This window comes from Bacillus sp. FSL R9-9497 (assembly GCF_038005805.1).
Taxonomy (GTDB): Bacteria; Bacillota; Bacilli; order Bacillales; family Bacillaceae_G; genus Bacillus_A; species Bacillus_A cereus.
In genome coordinates this window covers 2,144,341-2,163,016 of record NZ_JBBOTY010000001.1, presented here as the reverse complement: position 1 = coordinate 2,163,016, position 18,676 = coordinate 2,144,341, and the positions used below count along the sequence as shown (strand labels likewise).

The window sequence follows — 18,676 nt, the reverse complement described above, 5'->3', positions numbered from 1 at the left end:
ACGAAAAACTAGAAATAAAAAACCTGACGTTATCCGCCAGGTTCAAAATAAAAACTTATATTAATGAGAAGGAAATGCTTTTTTCTCTTGTAAAATTGCATTATGAGCAATTTTCATTTTCGCAAGTACATAACGTAATCGATCTTCAGCGTTTTCATCTTTACTTATTTGTAATTCCGCCAAATTTTCAACAGAACTTGCTAAATTTTCAATGACTCCTCTCAGTTCAGGATGATGATTAAAAAAAGATTCTTGCACTAATACTTTCCTTAACTCACTAGCTAAATCAATTATTCTAGACAACTGTTCTTTTTTTTCCATTCTCATCCCTCCTGAATATCTTATGTAGTAAATATTCTCTAAACAAAGAAAAAAGCCCTTTAAATGAAAAGGACTTTTTACATTTTTATATTTCCAGTTAATAACATATATATGGATGTGATAGCCGCAACAATAATTGCCCACATCACATATTTCTCTGCACCTACAAAGCAACGGTTCCCTTGTTCTTTTCTTGCAAACGTGTAAACAATAATTCCAATTCCATACACAATTGAAACGAGTAGTAAATTCTTTAAACCAGCTGCATAAAGAAGCCATACAGAGTAAATAGAAGCAATTAAAGCCAACGCTCCGTTTTTTAATTTTGCGTCTTTTAGCTCGTTTGTAATGACTAATTTAAATTGGAATAACGCTGATAATAAATATGGTAATAAAATTGATGTTGATGCAATGAAATACATAATTTGATATGTTGATTCCGAAAACAAAACGATGATAAATATAATTTGGGCAACACCATTTGAAATCCATAATGCCATGTACGGTGTTTGCTTTTTATTTGTTTTCGTAAAGACTTTCGGAAATACGCCATCTTTTCCTGCTACATGAGAAATTTCAGAAACAAGTAAAAACCAGCCAATTAATGTACCGACAAGTGAAGCAACTAATCCGATGTTAATCGCAACTGCACCCCATGGGCCAACAACGTGCTCTAATACATGTCCCATTGACGGAGTTTCTAACACAGAAAGTTCGCCTCTTGTCATAGCTCCCATTGACAGGACAGAAATTAAAATATAAATGGACATTACTAAAATAAGTCCCAATACTGTTGCCTTACCAACATCTCGACTATTCTTCGCTCTTCCAGATAATACAACCGCTCCTTCAACTCCAATGAAAACCCAAAGTGTTACAAGCATTGTATTTTTCACTTGACCAAGTATAGCGGAAAGTGAGATCGTTCCTTCTCCCCAAAAATCATGTGTAAATGTGTCCCAGCGAAAGGCTGTTACCATTACAACAATAAATAAAACGATTGGAACTAACTTCCCTATTGTTGCGATAACATTCATAATAGAAGCTTCACGGATCCCAAATAAAATTAGAAAATGAAGTGTCCATAATAAAAGTGATGCCCCAACGATAGACGCAACATTATTTCCTCCTTTGAAAATTGGAAAGAAATAACCTAATGTACTAAACAGTAACATAATTGTTGCGACATTACCTAAGATTCCTGCTAGCCAATATCCCCAAGCACTATTAAATCCAATATATTCACCAAAACCAGCACGTGCATAACTATAAATTCCACCTTCAAGTTCCGGTTTTTGTCTTGCTAACGTTTGATATACGAGCGCAAGGGGAATCATTCCCATCGCTGTAATACACCAGCCAATTATTATTGCACCACTGTTTGCTCCTACTGCTAAATCATGCGGTAAACTAAAAACACCGCCACCAACCATTGTTCCAACTACTAATGCGATTAATGGAAAAAATCCTAACTTCTTTTCTATTTGTACCACCCCATCTGTCATTCTAGGTGTTATGTTCGTTCAACTATTAAAGTCACCTTTTTCTCTAATAGACGTTTCTCTTATATTTTTTCAGGAAAACATTACTTATTCTAAAAGAAAATGAGCAAAAATGGAATACTTTTTTGAAAAAATGTATAAGTATGCATAAAAAAACCGCTCATTTTGTAATGAACGGTCATTTCAAACATATAAATTTGTATATTTCTTGTAAATTTAACGAAGTAAATTCTCTTTTTGTAAAAATTGTTTTGCGACTTCTTCACTACTTTTACCATTTACGTTAACTTCATAATTCATTTTTCGCATTTCTTCATCTGTAATCTTTCCAGATAATTTATTTAATACCTTTTCAAGTTCAGGATATTTCTGTAACGTTTCTTTTCTTAATAATGGTGCTCCTTGATAAGGTGGGAATAACCCTTTATCATCTTTTAGCACTTTCAGTCCGTATTGCTCCAATTCACTATCTGTTGAATATGCATCAATTACGTTAACATCTCCAGATTCAATTGCGCTATAACGCAGCTTCGGCTCCATCGTTTTAACATTTGAGAACTTATAGTTATATAATTTTTGCATTCCTTTATAACCATCTTCACGATCAGCAAATTCCAATGTAAATCCTACTTTGGCTTCCTGCGCAACATTCCCTAAATCAGAAATTGTATTTATATTCTTTTGATCTGCTATTTTTTTCGGCATGGCTAGTGCATATGTATTGTTATACTCCATTGGCTTCAACATAATCATATTATATTTCTTTTCCATTCCAACGCGAGCCTGCTCATATACTTCATCACGATTTGTACTCTTTGGTTCTTCTTTCACGAAAGTAGATAAAGCTGTTCCTGAAAATTCTGGGTATATATCTACTTCCCCTGATTTCAACGCTTCAAATACAAATGCTGTTTTCCCAAGACCTGGTTTTAATTGTACGTGTAAATCTGTATCTTGTTCAATAAGCTGCTTATACATTTGAATTAAAATTTCAGGTTCTGATCCAAGTTTGCCCGCAATAACAATATCTTTCTTTTCTGTACTCCAAAGAAATGGAGAAGCAATCATTATACAAACAATACATATCGTCAATATAACACGCTTAGAAGGGCGTTTCGGTCGTTCAAGTATGCGAAGTACTATATCAAAGAATAAAGCGAGTAACGCGGCTGGTACGGCCCCTAAAATGATAAGTGCATGATCATTTCGATCTATACCTAATAATATAAGCTTACCGAGCCCACCAGCACCAATGAGAGCTGCTAATGTAGCCGTTCCAACAATTAATACCATCGCTGTACGAATACCGGCCATAATAATAGGCAATGCAAGAGGAAGTTCTACCTTCCACAACCTTCTCCAACTATTCATCCCCATAGCTTTCGCGGCTTCTATTAGAGATTCATCTAATTCCCTTATTCCTGTATATGTATTTCGTAAAATAGGTAATAGTGCATACACAACTAATGCGATAATCGCTGGAAGTTTTCCGATTCCTACTAACGGAATTAAGAGTCCAAGCAATGCAAGTGATGGCACTGTCTGCATTACTGCAGAAGTTCCTATTATAAATTCAGCCATTCGTTCTTTTCTTGTTAATAAGATGCCAAGTGGCACTGCTATAATTACTGCAAAAAATAATGAAATAAGCGATATTTGTAAATGCTCACTTAATGCAGTTAGTAATTCTATTTTTCGTTCTTGGAACGTTTGTATAAAATTAGTCACTGTTTAGCCTCTTTCCTTCATTTGTTCAACAATGTAATTGACAATATGACGACTTGTTAACGCTCCAATATATTGACCGTTTTCTTCAACTGGAACGACCTCTTCATCACGCACACGAACTAGTGCTTCTTGTAAGGAAGAATGTAATGATAGCGCCTGCCCTTCTAATTGCACACTTTGATCAAGTGGCAATACATCTGCTACACTTTTCCCCTCATACCAAGTTCGCCCATGATTTCCAATGAACTCCTCTACAAATTCATTTTTCGGATTATGTATAATTCCTTCTGGTGTATCTAGTTGAACAACTTTTCCTTCTTTCATAATACAAATGCGATCTCCAAGTGATAATGCTTCTTGCATATCATGTGTTACGAACACGATTGTTTTTTGAATCTTTTTTTGCAACTGTACAATATCCTTCTGAAGCTGTTCCCTACTTAATGGATCTAACGCACTAAATGGTTCATCCATAAGAACGATTTTCGGATTTGCGGCTAATGCTCGCACGACACCGACACGTTGTTTTTGTCCTCCTGACAATTCATCAGGCATACGATCTCGATATATATCCGGCTCTAATCCAACCATATGTAACAAGTCATCGACGCGTGCTTTAATTTCTTTTTTGCTCCATTGCCTCATTTCAGGAACAACTGCAATATTTTCAGCGATTGTCATATGAGGAAACAAAGCAATCTGTTGCAACACGTATCCTATATCCCAACGTAATTCGTTTATATTATATTGTTGAATATCTTTTCCATCGATTAAAATCGATCCTTCAGTCGTTTCGATTAAACGATTAATCATCTTCATTGTCGTGGTTTTCCCGCAACCACTCGGACCGATAAGAACAAAAAATTCTCCCTTTTTAATTTCTAAATGCAATGAATCCACTGCTTTCGTGCCATCTTCATACGATTTTGACACATGATTAAATTGAATCACAAATACAACTCCTTTACTGTTGTTTCCTTTATTTTGATGGAATATGGCATTCATTTCAAATGATACGCTTTTAAATAAAAAAAGAGCTCACATTTGAGCTCTAACGGTCGAACAATATTGTTTTCATAATAGCAGCATATTCGCGAACATACATTTTTCTCTTAGAACGAATTGGTGTTTCAGCAGCTAGTGCCTCCATCTTCATGCCTAAACGCTTTGCAATTATTTTCGTTCGATATAAATGATACGTATTACTTACAACTACCGCATGTTTCACATTATATAAATCCATACTAAACTTTAAATTTTCATACGTATTTGTAGATTGATCTTCTATTAAAATACGACTCTCATCTATACCGTGTACCATTAAATAGTTTCTCATGCTGTGAGCTTCCGGTATATCTTCATCTTCTCCTTGACCACCTGAAACAATTACTTTCGCTTCAGGATGGGAAAATAAATACTCCAACGCTACATCCAAACGATTTTGAAGAGATAAAGACGGTCTATCTCCAAATAACTTTGCACCCAGTATAAGAACGTACGGAGAGTGATAGCTCAACTTTTCACGAGCAACTTTGTTCATTCTAAACGTCATATAAATGATATATAGTGGCGGTAATAATAAAATGATAAGAAAAATCCATTTGTTCATAAATAAGTTTGCACTCCCTTTCTTTTTATTATACAGAAAAAGAAAGGGCGGCAGAAGTGTTTTTTTAAACGATTGATTTATTAGAAACATTCGCCGCTACTTTACGTTGTGATAGTACATAATAAATAGCGATTCCTAATGAGAAGATCAATATGCAGCTTAATACGTAAAACGGAAGCATTACTCCGGCTTTAGATACACCCGCTGTAAACAGCATTAATAATACAATTCGTATTCCAGTACCAATTAGGCGAAATAAGCTGTCTACACGTCCCATTACTTCGTTTGGAATTTCCTCCATCATCAATACATTTCTCGCCACTCTTGTACCCGCATTTCCAACTGCTTGAAAAATTGCAAGTCCATATAAGAAAATTACGGAAGGTTCAATAATCATTGCGGTAATTGAAATTACATAAATGAACATCGTCATAACGATTGAAACTTCTGTTTTTACATATTTCATTATGAGTGGAATACATATTCCTGCAACAACCGCTCCAACACCGTACATCATTCCCTCTATTGCGTATACAGAGGCATTGGCTTTAAGTATATCCGAAATATAAACTGGTATTAAATAATTTGCCATCATAACACCTATAAACGGCATATAAGTGGCCAGTAAGAACCAAAAGAGCTTAGGACGTTTTTTCATAAAGTGAATTCCTTCAAACAATTGCTTCTTAAATGTTATTTTTCTTTTCACTTCTTTTTTCTTTACGTACGGTATACATAAGAAAAGAAAAAATGCTCCAACAAAAGTTAACATGTCTACTAACAAAATCCACTTCAAAGATACAATTTCAATTAAGAAGCTCGCGGCCGCTCCAGAAATAACTTGTGTTAACTGTCCTTGTATTTCCATCGTTCCACTTAAACTTTTATAATGTTCTGCTTGAAATATCTCTTGGTTGAACGCAAATATTGTAGGATAAAATAATAAATAGTAAAATGATCCGGCTATATAAATAAGAATATAGTGAATAGAATGATAAGGTTGCCCAGCAAATCCCCATATAACCATTATTCCGATTACGGCTATTCCGATTCCTTCGTTACATAGCAATAAAGATTTTCTTGAAAAACGATCAATACTTTGCCCAATGAATGGTGTTAATAAAAACATAATGAGGGTTGCAATGATAGAAACATAACCAAATGTTGTCTCTCCTCCACTCTCTTTAATTAACAGCCAAGGAATCGTTATCATAACAATTCCAGAACCAATAGCAGATAGACTATTGGCTCCTAGAATGTAATACAAGCGAGAATCATGATAAAGTGAGGACATATCATTCCACTCCTAGTTGTTTTTTCACCTCTTTATATACGCTCATATATGCTTTCAATTCTTTAACTACATCATGAATTAATGGTTTTGCATCTTCCCCAAGTTCACCATCTTGAACATGTAATCCATCAAGCACAACTTGTTTTGGAATTGCATTTGCATAAACACCTCTAGCGACCGTTCGCATGCTGTTTAATGCATTTATTCCACCTTTACCGCCACCAGCAACCGCTAACAACGCAACTGGTTTATGAATAAATTCACTACTACTTAAGTAATCTAAAGAGTTTTTCAGCGCACCGCTCATCGCATTATGATATTCTGGTGTACATAATACAACCCCATCCGCAGCTTTCACTAACGTTTTTAATTTTTTTACTGCCTCTAAATCACGTTGCGACTCTTCTCCATTGTATAAAGGTAACTCCTCAATTGCTAAATCATATAATTCTCCTTCAAATTGATCCGCAATATATTTTGCCACCACGCGAGTTCTACCAAATTTTCTTGGTGTACCGTTAATAACGACTAGTTTCATGATTATTTCTCCCCTTTGTTTTCAAGTTCAACTTATATATTATCAGAAATTTCTATACAAAACACAATATAAAGAGTTAACTTGTTTCATAAAATAGTATGATAAACAAAAAAGAACTCATACTTTCGTATGAGTTTCGTACAATTACTTTGATTCATCTCTCATGCTCAATGTACCTAAACTTTCATTTGCTTCAAAATGATTATATGCTTTTTCCGCTAATCTTTTCCGTTCTTCTGGTAATTCTATATATTTCATTACGTTTTCAATTATTTTTTCGTACGGAGTAAATACAATTCCTGGCCACTCTACCTCATCTTCTGGATTACTATTTTCGGAAATAATAAATTTCTTATTCGCGACTGCATAAGACACGCGAGGTGTTTCAAGAATTCCTGATAAGTAAAAATGAATATTTAATATAATTTTAGCTCTAGCAATCAATTCATTTCTAACAATTCCCCACGCATTATTTTTAAAAACTATATTTAAATTCGGGGCAATCGCTTTTAGATGATCAAAAATAGCTTGTCGCCTCGGATTAAGAGCACCTATAAACAGAATATCAATATCTTCAATAATCTCATCTTCAAACGCATCTTTTTTTATTTCCAAAGTTGGAGCATAGTTCATTTCTACATGTTTTATTTCTTTTCCTACCCCTTTTTGTTGAAGCCATTCTATATTTTGTTTACTATAATCCCAAATCACTCTATCTTTTAATAATATTAAATAAAGGGGATGCGCATATGGACTTCCTTCGTATAGCTGTTCTAAATTATAAATAATTGCATCTTTCGGAAGAAGATTCGGGTTATATGCGTATGTATGTGCTCCAAAAACAACTGTATTCTTTACATTTCCCAGTATTGTTTCTGATATAATTACTGTATTTCCCTCCTGCTCCAACCGCCACTTTAAAGCTCGCGCAACATCTATGAAACTACCGTATGTCTTTGGGCATATAAAAAGACAATAATCATATTCTTTATTCAAATAAACTTCCATTAATCTTAAATTATTTTTATATAAATCTACATCTGGATGTTTAAGTACCAACTCATTTGCATGTTTTCTTGCTACTTTATATAATCCAGCATAATAAGCAGCGATGCATCTTCTTAATTCGATTCTTTCCCGGTCCTCATCTAATACATCCATGTTTAAAAGAAGATTTGCGATACAATACGCTTTTAAATGATCACGATCATAATAATAGTCTAGTAGTGGCATCAATTCTTCATACGTATTTCCATGCACCGATTCTCCTAGTTCAATCGCCCATCGCATTAATTCCATGATTACTCCACTACTCCTTTAATCGAAAATGTATTTAATAAAATTTCGCATTATTCTCTACTATATTTGCTATATGAAATGGAATCTTTTCCTTTATCGATTCCAAATACTTTTGCGATACCGCCCCTAAATGTTTTTTATGAGGTATATAGAAAGCACTAATAGAAATTTCATAGTCAAATAAGTAATCATACACATGATAATCTACAAATAGTAGATCATCCTTTGGAAAAGGAATTTCCTTCCCTTGCAGAGCATACATCAAAGCAATATTGTTTTGAGATCGTAATCGATACAACCTTGCAAGTTGGTATAATGGTTCAGCCCGGGTTGGTCTATATTCCCACGCTTTTTGAAAATAAAAAACAGCTAATGCTAAATATTGCTCTTCTTGCCCTTTAACAGTTTCTTTTTCATCAGCATCTGTCACTTCATTTTGTTTATTTGCTGAACGATTTGCTAACTGCTCATAACAAAATCCTATTCGCAATAACGAATAGAATACCTCTTCAACCCATCCTCCTGCTTCCACTCGTTTTTTATACCATTTAATTGAATTCTCAAATTGACTTAAATGAAAATAAGTCTGAGCTAAATAAAATAAATATCTTATATGCAAATCTGGCGTTGTTTCTGGGTCGTTTATCCCCTGTAACAACAACCTCTCATCTCTTTCAAATTTATCAGCTTTGCTCCCGCCATCTCCGGGATCATTCACGACAAGAGTCTCTAACCGAGCTACCCTCGTATTGTAATTCGCTCCAACTTTTGAACGATCTATATCCCAATACTCATGAGTAACACCGACAGATTTCCATGGTAAAGAAGCTTTTAAAAGACGCGTAAGCCAATATTTAATATGAACATCATATTGTAATGTAAGATAATGATCTTCCGTTAAGCTCGTTTTATCGAAATTCGGACCAACCTCTAAAATCATATCTGCATCTAATATTAATAAATAATCTGCTTCTGGGTATGTTTTTTGCGCTAACGAAACAGCTAAGCTTCTGTTATAACCAAAGTTTTTAAACGGCTCATGATGAACCGTCCCAGGTATCTCATTTTCCTTACACCAATTTTCAATAATTTCAGGCGTATTATCCGTCGATCCAGTATCACAAATAGAAACAAAGTCTACAATTGATTTTGTTGCATTTAAACATCTTTCCATAATTCTAGACTCATTTTTGACGATCATACAAAGACATAACTTTTTTTCTTCCTTTACAGACTTCACTTGCTCATTTCCCATTTAACCACCTCATATTTTATTAACACGCTCTTCTCATATGTAACAACATTTCTTAGCTATACTGATGACATAAGCACCCTTTTACTATTTATGAAAACTTCATTTTATTTATTCTTACTTTTATGTTGGGACATATTTCATGTAGCGCTTTATATTTGATACAATCAATACAAAAAACATAATGCGGGAATCCGTACATTTCAAAGTCTAAGAGGAGGTTAGTGTCATTTGTGACAAAAAAACGATGATTGATTGGTATTTTTAAATTAGTAATTTCTTAAACTATAAAAAAGAAACTTGCGCTTATGCACAAGTTTCTTTTCAAAAACATCCTTATTTTTTCACAACTTCATGTCCACCGAACTGATTACGTAGTGCTGAAACTACTTTTCCATGGAATGTATCATCTTCCTGAGAACGATAGCGCATAAATAATGACATAGCGATTACTGGTGCTGCAGCTTGAAGTTCAAGTGCAGTTTCAACAGTCCATTTTCCTTCTCCCGAAGAGTTCATTACACCTTTAATGCCATCTAGTTTGGGATCTTCTGCAAATGCTTTTTCAGTTAAGTCCATTAACCAACCACGGATAACTGATCCATTCGCCCATACTTTTGCAACATCTTCATAATTGAAATCAAAGTCACTCTTATCTAGTACTTCAAATCCTTCAGCGATTGCTTGCATCATGCCGTACTCAATACCGTTATGAACCATTTTTAAGAAATGACCACTACCAACACGGCCAGCATAAGAATAGCCATTTTCTACTGCTAAATCTTTAAATAAAGGTTCTAATTGGTCGTAAATTTCTTTTTCTCCACCAACCATTAAGCAAGCACCGTATCTAGCTCCTTCTACACCGCCTGATGTACCGATATCTACATAATGTAATCCGAAGCTTTTTGCTTCTTCAGCACGGCGTAACGTATCTTTATAGAATGAATTTCCGCCTTCAATAACGATATCACCTTCATCTAATAACGGATATACATCTTTTAGTACTGACTCTACAACTTCTCCTGCAGGCACCATTACCCAAATTGTACGAGGAGCTTCTAGTTCAGCAATCATTTCTTTTAATGTATGACGTGCAGTAATTCCTAGTTTTCCTGCCTTTTCAACAAGCTCTTTATTTACATCGTATACTACTACTTCATGCTTGTCTTCATGTAAGTGTTCAGCTAATGGGAATCCCATTTTTCCTAATCCAATTAAACCTAGTTTCATATTAATCAATCTCCTATTCTATACAAATATATTTAATATCGAAATTAGCCCAAGTGCTACTACAGATAATATAGTCTCCATTGCAGTCCATGTTAATAACGTTTCTTTCACAGTCATTCCGAAATACTCTTTAATCATCCAAAATCCTGAATCATTTACATGTGATAAAATTAATGACCCTGCACCAGTTGCAAGTGCTAGTAGTTCAACATTTACACCTGGTGTACTTGCTGCAATCGGTGCAACAATTCCAGCCGCTGTCATCATAGAAACAGTAGCTGATCCAGTTGCAATTCGAATAAGTGCCGCAATTCCCCACCCTAATAATATCGGTGAAATATGTGATTCTTTCGCCATATCTGCAATTGTCGTTCCAATTCCAGAATCTAATAATACTTTATTAAATGCGCCGCCTGCACCAATCACTAACAATATGTTTGCAATAGGTCCAAGGCAATCATTTGTAAATTGTAACACTTTATCTTTTGAGAAACCTTTTGCATATCCAAGACTAAAGAAAGAGTAAATGGTTGCAATTAATAAAGCCACAATCGGATCTCCAATAAAGTGTAATACTTGTGCTAGTTGACTTGTTTTATTTAATGCAACTTCTGCTATTGATGCACCAAGCATAAGAAATACTGGAAGTAAAATTGTAAACAATGTATTCCAAAAGCTAGGAAGCTCTTTTTTATTATCTTTTTCAACAAATTGCTCCGCTATATCTAATGGTACTTCCTTATGTATACGAGCACCAATCCATTTCCCGTAAAGTGGACCTGAAATAATTGCAGTTGGAAGTCCGACAATTAACGCATATAAAATTGTCTTCCCTACATCTGCTTTAAAAATACCAACTGCCGCCATTGCCGCTGGATGCGGTGGAACAAGTCCGTGTACGACTGACAGTCCTGCTACTAGCGGAATACCAATTGTAATAAGTGATACCCCAGTTTCTAACGCAATTGTAAATACTAACGGAATTAATAGTACAAATCCAACTTGGAAAAATACCGGAATCCCGACTAAAAATGCAACGAACATCATCGCCCAGTGAACTCGTTTCTTCCCAAAACGATTAATTAATGTGTTAGCAATTCGTTCAGCACCACCAGATTCGGCCATCATTTTTCCAAGCATCGTTCCTAGTGCTAAAACTATCGCTAAAAATCCTAACGTATTACCAAGCCCTAGTTTAATAGAATCAATAATCCCTGGATCTTTTGGTGAAGTTCCAATTAAAGGCATTCCCATTGCTAATCCTACACCAATTGCTGTTAAAATTAATGCGACAAATGGATGCCATTTTACTACCGTAATAAGTAAAAGTAGTATGACAACTGCCGCTAGTACGATCCCAACTACCATTTCTCCCAATCCCCCTATTTTTTACGTTGGAAAGCAGCTATACAATCAAATTCTTCTTTCAAGCGATTGTAAAGTCGTTCATACATATAAAACATTTCTAAATATATAGCCGTATTTTCTTTATTCGGTACATGATGATGGACAATATCAATCCAATCCTTTACCTCTTCAAGAGAATCAATTTTTCCTACAGCATATAAAGCAACTGCCGCTGCCCCAAGCGCAGATGCTTCATGACTTTCAGGTACAAACAATTCTTTTCCCATCATATCGGACAACATTTGTCTCCAAAATGCAGATTTTGCAAACCCTCCTGAAACTCGTATTTCAGTAAGTGGACCTGTACAATCCCTGATTGCGAGTGCTACTGAATATACACTCATACAAACACCTTCCATCACTGCACGTATAAAATGTTCTCGCTTATGTTGAAGATTGATTCCAAAGAATGTACCACGAGCATTGGCATTCCAGTAAGGTGCGCGTTCTCCAGATAAGAAAGGTAAGAACAATAGCCCATCCGCTCCAGCTGGTACGCTTTCTGCATATTTAATTAATAAATCATAAGGATCAATGCCGAGCTTTCTTGCTACTTCTTGCTCTGGACTACCAAATTCATCACGTAACCATCTCAGTAATATTCCGCCGTTATTCGTTGGACCACCGATTACCCAGTGCTCATCTGTTAATGCGTAACAAAACGTTCTCCCTTTCTCATCTGTATTTATATTTGATGAGATTGTTCGAACCGCACCACTCGTTCCAATCGTAATTGCAGCCGCACCCGGTGATATCGCACCAACTCCTACATTTGCAAGAACCCCATCACTTGCTCCGATGACAATTGGTGTTTCTGCACTTATCCCCATCTTCTGTGCTAATTCTGGCTTCATACCTGATAAAATATATGTAGTTGGTACAGGGGTTGATAATTGTTCTGGTGACATATGTAACATAGTTAAAACATCTTCATCCCAGTTTAATGTTTCTAAATTAAATAACCCCGTAGCAGAAGCAATCGAATAATCAACTACGTAGCGTGAAAATAATTGGTAAATCACATACTCTTTAATGGAAATGAATTTATAGGCACTTGTATATAACTCTGGTTCCTCTTCTTTCATCCATAACAATTTAGAAAGTGGTGACATCGGATGAATCGGTGTACCTGTACGTCTATAAATTTCATGCCCATTCATTTGTTGTAATAATTTTTCTGATTGCTTCGTACTTCGATTATCTGCCCAAATGATAGAACGCGTTAATGGCGCACCATTTTCATCTACTGCAATTAATGCGTGCATAGCTGTACTAATACCGATTGAAGAAATATCTTCTGGTAATACATTACCTTTTTCAATGGCAACGCTTACACTTTTGTATACAGCGGCACATATTACATCAGGATCTTGCTCAGCCCATCCTACATTCGGTTGAATAATTGGGTAATCGATTGCATGTGATGCAATGACTTTTCCTTTTTCTGTGAACACAACCGTTTTTGTACTTGTGGTACCGATATCAATCCCGATTACTCTCCCCCTTGTTTCCATGCGAATCTTCCCTTCATTTCTAGCAAAATACGATTTAGTAAACCGTTTACATGAATTAGTATATAAAATATTTTTTCATTTATCAAGTTATAAAAAGAAAATTTTTTTCATACCAAAAAATAAATCCCCTCATTCCATTTCACTTATATACTACATTTAGCTTTTCCATGCGGTAAAATTACGTTATATTCGTTACGCAATACACTCTTTCCTCTCATTAACAACACATACATAGTCCTCCACACGTTCTACTTATTTGCTTGAAGAAAGAGTTGAAAAGCAATATTCATTTTTAGCGGTCACGTAACATCACCATCAAACCAAGAAAAGTAACTAACCGCAGAATGAGAATTCTGTGCATTTTGCTCTTATTTATTGTTTTAAGTTCACTAGTCTTTTATCTTGATAAACATAGAGCGTGGCCCCCTACTATCACTTTTTTATCTTGTAAATATATCTTGCATACTATAAAACCGAAGTGTATTTTTATTTTTCAGAAAAATAAAATAATAATACGGAATTTATTGTATAATGTTGTAAAAAGATGTCGGAGGGATTTAATGTTAAATAAAATATCTCAATTCACAATTAAGCTTTCATCAATTCTTTTATCACTCTTACTATTATTAAATTTACCTTATTTATTTATCACTCAACAAGGATTTACCTTTCAACCAATTTATTTTTTTAATCAGATCGTTACCATGTTAAAACAGGTCTTCTCCCCTGAATCATTAGTGATTATAGGATCAGACCCGAAGTTTGGCCATTTCAAAAAAACACCATTATTTCCAACTGTTTTAGAACCTTACCTATATTCATTTACTATATTATTTTCAGCCTTTTTTCTTGCTCTCTTTTTATCATCCAGCATGGCATTTTTTTATTTTTTAGCAAAAGATTATATAAAAAAATGGATAAACCGAATTGTGTTCATATTAGAAGCTGTCCCTGATATGATGATGATGATTTGTTTGCAAATATTTTTCATATGGGTACTTCAGAAATTTGGGGAATCTCCTGTCACTATTATTTCTTTTAATGAAAATCGAGCTTATTTACTCCCTATTTTATCATTAGCTGTCTTACCTACATTACAAATGTTTCGGATGATTGTGTTATACATAAAAGAAGAACAAGGAAAACATTACGTAGAGGTTGCATATGGAAAAGGCCTTTCATCAAGTTATATACTATGCATTCATTTATTCAAAAATATATCTATCCACTTCTTCCACCATTTAAAAACGATTTTTGTTTTCTTACTTTCTAATTTATTCATTTTAGAATTTGTTTTTAATATGGAAGGCATTATTCAATTTTTATTTAATAAGGCGTTTGTTTCACCTCCAGCTGCATTTATCATACTTGTTATGATTATTTTACCGTTTTATGCCATTTTCCAAATAGTCTCATTCATGATGAATAGATGGAAAAAGCAATTGAAAGGAGTATCATTATGAAATCTATTTGGAAATCAAAACGCTTTTTAATCGGCTTTACTTATCTATTCATACTTATTTCAGCTAGTTTTATTTATAGTTGGTTCTTTAAAGATAACATCCCAAAACCTCCTCAGTTACTTTACAATGACAATAACGAATTACTTGGAAAGGCCCCCTTTCCGCCATCGTTAATTCCACCTTTTGGATCTGATCGTTTTGGAGAGTCTGTTTTCTTACAAATTGTAGAAGGAGCAAAATTCACTATTTTATTAGCAGTGGCAATTAGCTTCTTTCGAATTTTATGCGGAACATGTATAGGAATCCTCTTAAGTTTATTTGCTCCAAAACTCAAGAGATTTTTCCAGTCATGCTCAGAAGTTTTTTATTATATTCCAACTCTATTTATCGCATTCATACTCATCACGCCCGTTAATATTATAATCACATCAAATGCTGATGGGGTAGATCCAAATATTTCATTTACGTTTTATCAAGTACTCGTACTTATTTTCGTCGCTCTGCCTACACTTTCTTTATACATATCCTCAGAGGTTGATGAATTTATGAAACGAGATTACATCTTAAGTTCACAATTACTGGGTGCTAGCCGTTTTCATATTATTAAAAAACACTTACGAGTCTTATTACTTGACCGCTTATTTGTATTATTTATGGAACATATCGTCCAAACACTCATACTCGTTATCCATTTAGCGTTGCTTAACATTGTAATTGGCGGGATACAAATGCGTGAACTCTATGACGGAGTGCTTAAACCTGTTTCTCTATCTAATGATTGGGCAGGTCTTATTGGATTAAATCGTAATGAAATGAATCTTTCATGGTGGATTATTTTTTATACTCTCGCTTCATTCTTTATTACGATTCTATTTATTAAGCTTATGACCATCGGGATTCAAGATGCACTGAAAGCAAGAGATTCGCAAATTGTAGCAATTCAAAACGTTCCAGATCATAAAAAATTTGTTAAACATAAAGATTCCTTTTCGTTTGCAAATAAAGTAAACCTTTAATCATTTCTCATTAATCAAGTATTAATTGGCATTGATATTAGTAGAATGTAAAAAAGATGATCCCTATTGAATACGAGGGATCACCTTTTTTATGCCGTCTAACTTTTTAAATGTCCTTTGCTAGACTCATGCTTTTTATATTTAAAATGAATTATTTACACTCACAATTATGCTGTTTAAAATCGATTACCATACGCCCTTGAATTCTACCTTGTTCCATTTCTTCGAATACATTTTGTACTTTATCTAGAGAACACGTTTGAACAACCGGCACTACTTTTCCTTCTGCGCCGAACATAAATGCCTCCTCCAGATCCTTACGAGTACCAACTAGAGAACCAACTACTTCAATTCCGTCTAATACAAGTCGTGGAATGTTTAAATCCATTGTTTCTACTGGTAGCCCTACTGCAACTACTTTACCGCAAGCACGTACTGCATCAACTGCTGATTTAAAGGCTACTTTAGAGACTGCTGTTACTACCGCAGCATAAGCGCCACCAAACTCCTCTTGCACAATTTTATCAGCAGGACCTTGAGAAATTGGATTGATAGTCATATCAGCACCAACTTCTTTTGCTAAGGCTAATTTGTCATCATTAATGTCTACTGCGATTACCTTTGCACCAAATACATTTTTAGCATATTGGATAGCTAAGTTACCTAATCCACCGCAGCCATAGATTACAATAGGTTGACTAGGTTTAATATCTGATACTTTAATAGCTTTATATGTAGTTACACCAGCACAAGTAATTGATGATGCTTGAGCAGGATCTAATCCTTCTGGTACTTTTACCGCATAATCAGCTGTAACGATACATTGTTCAGCCATACCACCATCCACTGAATAACCAGCGTTTTTAACTTCACGGCAAAATGTTTCTCTACCAGTTACGCAATATTCACAACGTCCACAAGATTGGAACATCCATGCAATACTTACACGGTCACCTATCTTTAGTGAAGTAACATCATCAGCTATTTTCGTAACAATACCTACACCCTCATGACCAAGAATACGGCCATCAGTGTTACCAAAATCATGATTCGCAACGTGTAAATCAGTGTGGCAAACTCCACAATATTCTACATCTACTAACGCTTCACCTGAGTGTAACGGACGTAATTCTTTTTCAATCACTTCGATGTTTGCTTTGCTGTTTTTATTAACCACTACTGCTTTCATATGTGATCTCCCCTTTAGTGTTTTAGCATTTTAATGAGTTTATCTCACAACTACTTTCTTCACTACTTTGGCTAGTTATTGTACCAAATTTAAGTGTTCAATCATCATTACATCTTCATCATAACATGACACTTCATAAACAACTTGTGAAATTATGAACAATATTTGAATCATTACACAAATCGGTCTTTATTTTAAATTTTTAAAAATGAGAGTTTATCATTGACTATAAGTAAGTCACATATTTCTAAAAGAAAATAAATTAACAAACTTCTTACCGATAAAAAAGCTCTTCACTCAATATTTTCTACATGTAAACACTTAGTTTCACAGTAATATCCTTTGCCACCAACATAAACTTTTTCTATTTTATTTTTGCTATTGGTTGCTAATTTAACTAATATTTCAGAAGGCGAGTGTAAAGAATAGCCTTGTTCAAATACATAGACTTCTTTTTGCAAGTAGTGCTGTTCATAAAGGTAGCAAGCTAATGCACCGTTTGAAGTTCCAGTCGCTGCTTCTTCATTGATGTCGTATAGCGGAGCAAAATTTCTGCATATAATTCGATTGTCATTAAAAGTATATAGATGCATCCCGACAACATTATAATACTTGCTGATTTCTTTAATTTTTTCAAAATTAGGTTGCAGTGCATGTAATTGTGTTTCACTTTTTATAGGAATTAAAATATCTTTTAATCCCGTGGAGACAATTTGAATTGGGTATTTATTTTCTATATCTTTACTATCAAAACAGTCGATGAACTCGTTTGGAGATACAACATCATAGAATATCGGTTTATTTTGTTCCATGAATATGATATCATCTTTTATAGTAATAGTAAGAACACCGCTGTTCGTTTCAATCGTATAGCGATTCCTGAAAAGTTTATTTAAATGCATCAGTATCGCGAAAGAGCCAATTGTGGCATGACCACATAAATCAACTTCTTCTTTTGGTGTAAAATACTCAAATTTATAATCAGCAATTTCAGATTCTGATATAAATGCGGTTTCCGCATAGCCCAGTTGTTTGGCTATTTCCATTTTTTGAGTAGTGGTCAATGTATTCTCAATAAATACCACTCCTGCTTTATTTCCGCCTTTATGATCCTTACTAAATGCACTTGCAACATAAACAGATATTTTCATAAGACACCTTCCTCACTTATAGTAAATTATAGTATAGAAAGCACTACATATAAATTCCATTGGATAAATTATCCCTAAAATAAGAAACAAACTATTTTTAGCATTTGAACTCTCCAAAAATAGTTTGTCTACAGTCTGAAAGCTCTTCATTTGAAGAGCT

At 34.5% G+C, this 18,676-nt stretch carries 16 protein-coding genes and 1 pseudogene; 3 read left to right on the top strand and 14 right to left on the bottom strand.

Features of this window, described 5'->3' with window-relative positions:
* Positions 1 to 60: 60 nt before the first annotated feature.
* The 9 genes from MKY21_RS11275 to MKY21_RS11235 form a co-directional block, all read right to left on the bottom strand.
* Positions 61 to 321, bottom strand: coding sequence for a hypothetical protein (locus tag MKY21_RS11275; protein WP_000412089.1), 261 nt, complete (start codon positions 319 to 321; stop codon positions 61 to 63).
* A gap of 77 nt (positions 322 to 398) precedes the next feature.
* Complete coding sequence (locus tag MKY21_RS11270) at positions 399 to 1,826, bottom strand: basic amino acid/polyamine antiporter (RefSeq protein ID WP_086392381.1); 1,428 nt, start codon at positions 1,824 to 1,826, stop codon at positions 399 to 401.
* 213 nt (positions 1,827 to 2,039) lie between these two features.
* Positions 2,040 to 3,551, bottom strand: a complete 1,512-nt coding sequence (locus tag MKY21_RS11265; protein WP_044796278.1) for an ABC transporter permease/substrate-binding protein — start codon at positions 3,549 to 3,551, stop codon at positions 2,040 to 2,042.
* A gap of 3 nt (positions 3,552 to 3,554) precedes the next feature.
* The gene (locus MKY21_RS11260; RefSeq protein WP_000614082.1) at positions 3,555 to 4,502 is read right to left on the bottom strand and encodes an ABC transporter ATP-binding protein; all 948 of its coding nucleotides are present in this window, start codon (positions 4,500 to 4,502) and stop codon (positions 3,555 to 3,557) included.
* A 100-nt stretch (positions 4,503 to 4,602) separates the two neighbouring features.
* Positions 4,603 to 5,160, bottom strand: a complete 558-nt coding sequence (locus MKY21_RS11255; RefSeq protein WP_001045713.1) for a YdcF family protein — start codon at positions 5,158 to 5,160, stop codon at positions 4,603 to 4,605.
* A gap of 64 nt (positions 5,161 to 5,224) precedes the next feature.
* Positions 5,225 to 6,454, bottom strand: a complete 1,230-nt coding sequence (locus tag MKY21_RS11250) for an MFS transporter (RefSeq protein ID WP_000097171.1) — start codon at positions 6,452 to 6,454, stop codon at positions 5,225 to 5,227.
* Position 6,455: 1 nt separating this feature from the next.
* A complete protein-coding gene (locus MKY21_RS11245) occupies positions 6,456 to 6,992 on the bottom strand; it encodes an NADPH-dependent FMN reductase (RefSeq protein ID WP_000780355.1) in 537 nt (178 codons plus the stop codon).
* A 144-nt stretch (positions 6,993 to 7,136) separates the two neighbouring features.
* On the bottom strand, positions 7,137 to 8,291 hold the full coding sequence (locus MKY21_RS11240) for a hypothetical protein (RefSeq protein WP_016117744.1): 1,155 nt from the start codon (positions 8,289 to 8,291) through the stop codon (positions 7,137 to 7,139).
* Positions 8,292 to 8,325: 34 nt separating this feature from the next.
* Positions 8,326 to 9,546: a glycosyltransferase family 2 protein gene (locus tag MKY21_RS11235; RefSeq protein ID WP_000526227.1), complete on the bottom strand. Its 1,221-nt coding sequence runs from the start codon at positions 9,544 to 9,546 to the stop codon at positions 8,326 to 8,328.
* Positions 9,547 to 9,697: 151 nt separating this feature from the next.
* On the opposite strand from MKY21_RS11235, the pseudogene MKY21_RS31170 reads away from it, so the two are divergent.
* Positions 9,698 to 9,765, top strand: a pseudogene (locus MKY21_RS31170) (DUF2711 family protein); the annotation flags it as partial.
* 114 nt (positions 9,766 to 9,879) lie between these two features.
* Here MKY21_RS31170 and gnd read toward each other — a convergent pair.
* The 3 genes from gnd to gntK are packed head-to-tail and all read right to left on the bottom strand — an operon-like array spanning position 9,880 to position 13,697.
* Complete coding sequence (gene gnd / locus MKY21_RS11230; protein WP_000765982.1) at positions 9,880 to 10,776, bottom strand: phosphogluconate dehydrogenase (NAD(+)-dependent, decarboxylating); 897 nt, start codon at positions 10,774 to 10,776, stop codon at positions 9,880 to 9,882.
* 18 nt (positions 10,777 to 10,794) lie between these two features.
* On the bottom strand, positions 10,795 to 12,144 hold the full coding sequence (locus MKY21_RS11225; protein ID WP_000260208.1) for a GntP family permease: 1,350 nt from the start codon (positions 12,142 to 12,144) through the stop codon (positions 10,795 to 10,797).
* A gap of 14 nt (positions 12,145 to 12,158) precedes the next feature.
* Positions 12,159 to 13,697: a gluconokinase gene (gene gntK / locus MKY21_RS11220; protein WP_341076254.1), complete on the bottom strand. Its 1,539-nt coding sequence runs from the start codon at positions 13,695 to 13,697 to the stop codon at positions 12,159 to 12,161.
* Positions 13,698 to 14,257: 560 nt separating this feature from the next.
* Here gntK and MKY21_RS11215 point away from each other — a divergent pair.
* Both MKY21_RS11215 and MKY21_RS11210 read left to right on the top strand, forming a co-directional pair.
* Positions 14,258 to 15,160, top strand: coding sequence for an ABC transporter permease subunit (locus MKY21_RS11215; RefSeq protein WP_000932681.1), 903 nt, complete (start codon positions 14,258 to 14,260; stop codon positions 15,158 to 15,160).
* Complete coding sequence (locus MKY21_RS11210; RefSeq protein ID WP_000836568.1) at positions 15,157 to 16,176, top strand: ABC transporter permease; 1,020 nt, start codon at positions 15,157 to 15,159, stop codon at positions 16,174 to 16,176. The genes MKY21_RS11215 and MKY21_RS11210 overlap by 4 nt, the downstream gene beginning before the upstream one ends.
* A gap of 151 nt (positions 16,177 to 16,327) precedes the next feature.
* Here MKY21_RS11210 and adhP read toward each other — a convergent pair whose 3' ends face one another.
* Together adhP and MKY21_RS11200 are read right to left on the bottom strand one after the other, a co-directional pair.
* The gene (gene adhP / locus MKY21_RS11205) at positions 16,328 to 17,365 is read right to left on the bottom strand and encodes an alcohol dehydrogenase AdhP (protein ID WP_341076252.1); all 1,038 of its coding nucleotides are present in this window, start codon (positions 17,363 to 17,365) and stop codon (positions 16,328 to 16,330) included.
* Positions 17,366 to 17,658: 293 nt separating this feature from the next.
* Complete coding sequence (locus MKY21_RS11200) at positions 17,659 to 18,516, bottom strand: PhzF family phenazine biosynthesis protein (protein WP_000704317.1); 858 nt, start codon at positions 18,514 to 18,516, stop codon at positions 17,659 to 17,661.
* Between the last annotated feature and the right edge of the window lie 160 nt (positions 18,517 to 18,676).